At 37.2% G+C, this 5576-nt stretch carries 2 protein-coding genes and 2 pseudogenes; all 4 read right to left on the bottom strand.

What is annotated here, in order from left to right; genetic code table 11:
* Positions 1 to 475: 475 nt before the first annotated feature.
* Positions 476 to 880 (bottom strand): annotated as a pseudogene (locus tag H5158_RS23790) (nucleotidyl transferase AbiEii/AbiGii toxin family protein); the annotation flags it as partial.
* 95 nt (positions 881 to 975) lie between these two features.
* Positions 976 to 1383 (bottom strand): annotated as a pseudogene (locus H5158_RS23795) (nucleotidyl transferase AbiEii/AbiGii toxin family protein); the annotation flags it as partial.
* Entirely contained in the window at positions 1376 to 2167 is a 792-nt protein-coding gene (locus H5158_RS21915) for a type IV toxin-antitoxin system AbiEi family antitoxin (RefSeq protein WP_182740902.1), read from the bottom strand. The pseudogene H5158_RS23795 and the gene H5158_RS21915, both read right to left, overlap by 8 nt.
* A 997-nt stretch (positions 2168 to 3164) precedes the next feature.
* Positions 3165 to 5255, bottom strand: coding sequence for an AAA family ATPase (locus H5158_RS21920; RefSeq protein WP_182740903.1), 2091 nt, complete (start codon positions 5253 to 5255; stop codon positions 3165 to 3167).
* Positions 5256 to 5576 lie beyond the last annotated feature (321 nt).

Genomic DNA, 5576 nt, shown 5'->3' on the forward strand with positions numbered 1-5576 from the left:
TGAAGGTGCAGCACCTGTATTTGCGGGGCTGAGACACATCGCATTTAATCAGCTAAAAGCAGAAACAAGCTTTAATAAAGGCATGCCCGCAAAACAGAAAAAAGCTATGCGCAGTACAGGTTACCGAGAAAAGGTATTGAAATCATAGACTTTTTTCATGCTCTTGCCCTGGCGATCAACCTAATCAAGAAGCATACTTAAGCACTTTTTAATAACCTTATTTCACATTCTCGCCCACACATATAACTTACTTCGCAACAACTTTGTCACCATGACTTAGTGGTGTTGAGGTAACAATAAAAAAGGTAGTGTTTTAATAAATATAAGTGCACCACACTTATTCGCGCGTAAAAGTGTAAACCAGGGCCTTAACAGATAGAGCAAAGTCTAAAGTTAGGCTAGCTTGATATCAGGTCAATCTAGAGTTCTGATGTCTGAAGCCAAGATTTAACTCCTTTTCTCTTGACCCCTTTACTTAATTGCCTTGTTTAAGCCACTCATCAAGCACGGCCTCTAATTTAGCTAGTTGCTCTGTGTGTTTTTCTTGATTCTTAGCTAACTTAGCTATGTTTTGTAGCTTCCAGCGTATAGCTGGCAGTTCTGCTGCATCAGGATAGTCAAACAGTGTCCAATCAGGATCCCCTTGTTTGAATGACAACAAAAATGAGCGATCTCTTTCTGTGAAATGAGCTTGTAATGCAGCTACCATTGCAAGCCTTATAGAAGTTAAGTCTTTTAGCTCAACGGGTTCAAAGGTCATGCCATCAAACTCAGCTTGAAACTTCACATCAAGAGGTTTCCAGTTAGGAGCCATAACCTCATTGATAGGTCTTGGGTGGCTTAGTACATAAGTAATAAATCCAACAAATATATCTCGAGAACGGAGTTTTTCAAGTTAGTTGTCGCCTCAAGTTAAATTTTATGCCGCCCGCATTTCTTCTTTTTTCTCAGGATTCAAATTTACTTCGTTTATCATTGACCAAACTCTTCTTCGACTGATTCTTGCACAGGTAAGCTATCCGGTTTATGTAACGTACCTCTTGCTACCGGAGAGACTTCGATTTTAATTGTTGCGTTAGGACTAGTAACAACTATACGCAGCTCATCTACTTTTTGATCCTGTAACACAGCACCCGTATCTGGTTGAGCATTAATTAAATCGGTAATGCGTTACAGCGCAGCTTTTACATTTGCTAGCGCTTCATCTCTAGGCTCAAGAGGAAGATAGGTAAGGTCAATGTCCACGGACAGCCGTGGAAAGTCTCTCACAAATAAATTGATGGCCGTACCGCCTTTGAGTGCAAATGAAGGCTCTGTTGCAACTACTGGTAACATTCTAACCAGCAGTGAAACCTGCTTGTAGTAGGGGCTCTCTCTATCCATTGTTTGGTTCTTCTTGTTTTACACTTAATATTTCTGGCACAGTGATTTGGTAACGCTCATCAAATCGCCCTTGCTCTACCACCTGACGCTTTCCTGAACCTAATGCGATCTTTGTTTCATCAATACGCTGAGTCCATTGATGGCCATGATAATGACTCAAAAACAAAAACACTCTATTGGTTTGAACCGAGCTACTACGTTCAAGAAGAGATTGCACCTTTCTAGGACTCAGGTTTACAAGCCCTTGAAAAAGCTCTGCTGCATGCTCAAACGAAATGTGCTTCCCGATTGCATCAACCACTTCGTAAGCTGCAAGCTCAGGACAACTAGCTTTTAACTCTTTTCCTTTAACCGTAATCATTTTTAGGTCTTTTTCAGAGACGACTTCAAGCTTATGGTTACCACAATAAAACCAATTTTGATTGGGAAATTCACGAAACCACTTAGGCAATGATTGTTTGTTCTTCACCCCAATCCAAACTTGTTCTTTACTTAGCTGTAAATAGTGGCTCAGCCCTTGGTGAGTCAAGCTGCTTAACCCTGCCAGATGAACAGGATGGTTTAACTGCATGTCCATTGCTTGTAGAACTCCCCCCCAATCAGGCTTAACATCATCATTTGCGCTTGGGCGATAATAAACGCCTGAAGATAACTTCCTCAGCCAACCACTCTGCGCATACTTTTGAGCCAAGGAGTAACTAATTCCGTTCTCAGTCAACCATTGCTGTAGGACAAGGGCTCCAGGATATGTATGGGTAACCAACCAGTTTATCTTAGATGACATTTTAACACCTGAAATATGAATATTACGAATTTAGCAAACCATAGGTTTACACTAATTAGGATTGTAACACTTTAAGTGTTAAAAAAAACAATTTAGTAAACTAAGATGAAGAGGAGGTTACTCTTCTTAGAGGCAAGGCTGAATGCTCAAAGGCGAAGATAGACCTATCAGATTGCACACCAATTTAAACATCGTTGCAGAAACTGGCGGGTGCTTAAAAAGCTATTACTATGGTAGGCTCATACTCAAAGTAAAAGGTCTGTGATTCGCTGGTAAAGCCGTTCTTATAAGGTATTAGCACAAGGCACTATTCATGGAAGGTAGAAAAAGCATAATCTAAAGCCATAACGTATTAGCTAAAGCTCATCATTATTTAATAAGAGCTCAAGCTATTATTAAATAATGAAATTGCAGTTAAATACAACATTTCAAATAGCTAAAGCTCTAAACTAAGCTTTAGCTCATATCAAGTAGTATCATAAATCGAAAAATAACCTTTAGTTCTCTAGCTGCCAGAATAGCAAAAAAGGTCTTACTTGGAGTTATGTAATAAACTATGCTTAATTTAGAAACACTAGTTACATTCGAGTGTCTGTCCTAAAACCATCGCAGTTATCACCCCATTTGTAATGCTCAGCGTTATCTATTGAAATAGGCCTTGCCATATCTTAGTTACCCCTTAAAAACGACTGCACAACAAGGTAAAACATCGCAGTTTAAAATGATAGTAAATTTAATTCATACAACACAACCACACTTATTCGCGCATAAAAGTGTGGAAAATCGCATTTATTCGCGCAATAAAGTGTAAAATAGAGCCGTGATAGGTAGAAGCAAACCTAGAGTCAAATATGTTAGATCACGTTTTTCTACTGTATGAAGAGCAACAATGAGCATTTTCAAAAATAGCTAGGCGCACTTATTTACTTACATAATCAGCTCAGTCAAGGGTTCTGATGTATGAAGTCAAGATTTGATCTCTGAGTGATTCCCACATTTAATTTACAGCGCTCACTAAACATTGATCACAAGCATCAATTACATACTCTGGAATTAAATCAAATTGAGTCGGATCTAGCTGACAGATATACTCATTCTCAATATGATAAGTCTCGTTGATAAATTTTTGAATAACAGAGTTCTCTACCTCAATTTCAAACAGCCTAAATAGTTGAAGTTTCTCATAACCATTAGAGCTTTCGTGGTAAATAGCATTTAACACTATAGCTTCATTCAGTTGAGCTAATACGTGGTCATAATTAAAGTTTGCAATCTTATTGCAGATATCAGCTATGCCTGCATTAATCGCTTCATTCAACATTAAAGTATTACCTTCTAGCCTAGAGTCTATTGATATAGCACACTCTCTCTTATGCAATAGGTTAGATAATACTTGATAGGCGTCCCCTTTATTATCAATGATCTCGTAATAGCGCCTTAAGTAAATAACTTTGGTAATAATCTGAGCATCTGTAGCCAAGAAGTCAGTGCATATCTGTGAAAATGTCTTAATATCACCTTTTTTAATAAGTATTTCAGATATTTTCCCTTTACTCAATCGCATGTATGAAGCAGCAACTTGGTTGTCGAATTGATTGGAAACAGATTTAACCGTATCAATAATAGGTTCAACATCATGTGTGAGCATTAATACTGTTTTACTCTTAAGACAATTCGATGCTTTTCTTCTGAAAAGCATTTCAAGAATTGCGTACTTTTTATTTTTGTCAAAAGAGGATATTGGATCATCAAGCACGATTAGATCTGGCTTTTTAGCTAAGCATTCATACATAAATAATACAATAGCAAAAGCATTTTTCTCACCAAAGCTTAGATGTTGATCACCTCCAACAACAAACTCAGCATGGTCTCTATGTCGTAGTTTTAATTGTGAAGAATCATCTTCGCCAATAATTTGAACTTCATATTTATAACCAGCATAAGCTAAAAAGTTATTGATATCAGATTGGTATTTTTCAATGAGCCTCTGCATTCCTGCTCGTTGTTGATTTAGCTTTCCTTGTAAATGGCCAGCTCGACCAATCACTTCATCAATTGATACGTTAATTGCATTAATTTGCTCATTTGTTTGGGGCGAATTTAATTCTGGCAAGAAAATCAGATCAATTTTATACCCAGATAGTTTTTCTCGTACTTGCTCACCTTGTTTAAAGTCAAACCCATTTAGTTTTTTAAGCTTTTCAAGGCGCTCTAAAAGAAGGTCAATTCTGGTTTTTATCGTTTTTAGAAACTCAATATGCTCCGCCTCTACACCTCCTGGTAAGGATGTAATGACATCCAACATAGCTTTAGATTCATCCGTAAAATAATCTCCAAGTCTATCGATCACACTAATAATGCTGATGAGGTTATTGATGATATTCTTATCATACTCCTGACTAACTTTTTCAATCTTCGCTCTATGTACTTCAGTGTCTGATGTACAAAAAGGACAGCAGTCTGCAACATCCATAAATTGATTTGCGCCCTGCGTTTGCCACCCAATCCATTTGATGTTGTGCTCGCTACTTATGAAAGGCTGGTAGTCTTCAAGACCTTCCGGTATATGCTGTACCTTATTTCCTTGAGACAGCCCTTTCATACCCTTAGAGCTTTGAGATAAACCCTTTTTAGTTAACGTGAAAGCTGAGCTTAACTCGCTCAAATTAGAAATGAGTGATTCTAAATCTGCGTTACCATCGAACAGACTATTAATTTCCTGAACGATACCTTTAATCTCTTGCTCCGCAATTATGTAAGCTTCTGTTCTAATAAAAATATCAAAGCTATTACTAACGAGTTCATCTGATTGAAAAGTGAATTGCCGCACATAGTCTTCATTGAAACAAAGTACACTACCTATATCTGGTACTATTTCTATCGAGGGAAAACATTCGGTTGGATTCTCTTCTCTATATTTAAAGGGCATCAACTGATTGAGTTCCCCACCCTCGACCTTTAAAGTAATAGCTTTGGCAATAGTGCTTTTCCCAGTACCATTTGGTGCAAATTTAATATTTAATTTACCATCTGATATTCTTAATTCTGCTTTATCAATATTGTTGCAGTTCTCTATGGTTACATCCATTTTAAGCCTTACCCTTTAAAAATGAGTTTTTAAATCACTAGTAGTTAACTTTCTGCAAACTTCTATAAACCACATAGAGCAACTAAAATCAATTTTTAAAGAGCATTGGAGTATTAAGTGGAGTTAGGATCATACTTTATCTTTTGACTACCTGTTTTTATTTTACTTAATTGACACAAAGCAGAAGATAAAGGGATCACCCATTAGAAAGTTCCGGTCAAGCAGGCAGCTGTGTTTTCTTGATCTTTTTATTCAAAAAACCAAGTGTTGTTACTTTTTAAACTCACTTTAAATTTGGCTATACACCTAGTCATGACGTCG

The sequence above is a fragment of the Pseudoalteromonas sp. SR45-6 genome (genome assembly GCF_014163545.1).
GTDB classification, from domain to species: domain Bacteria; phylum Pseudomonadota; class Gammaproteobacteria; order Enterobacterales; family Alteromonadaceae; genus Pseudoalteromonas; species Pseudoalteromonas rhizosphaerae.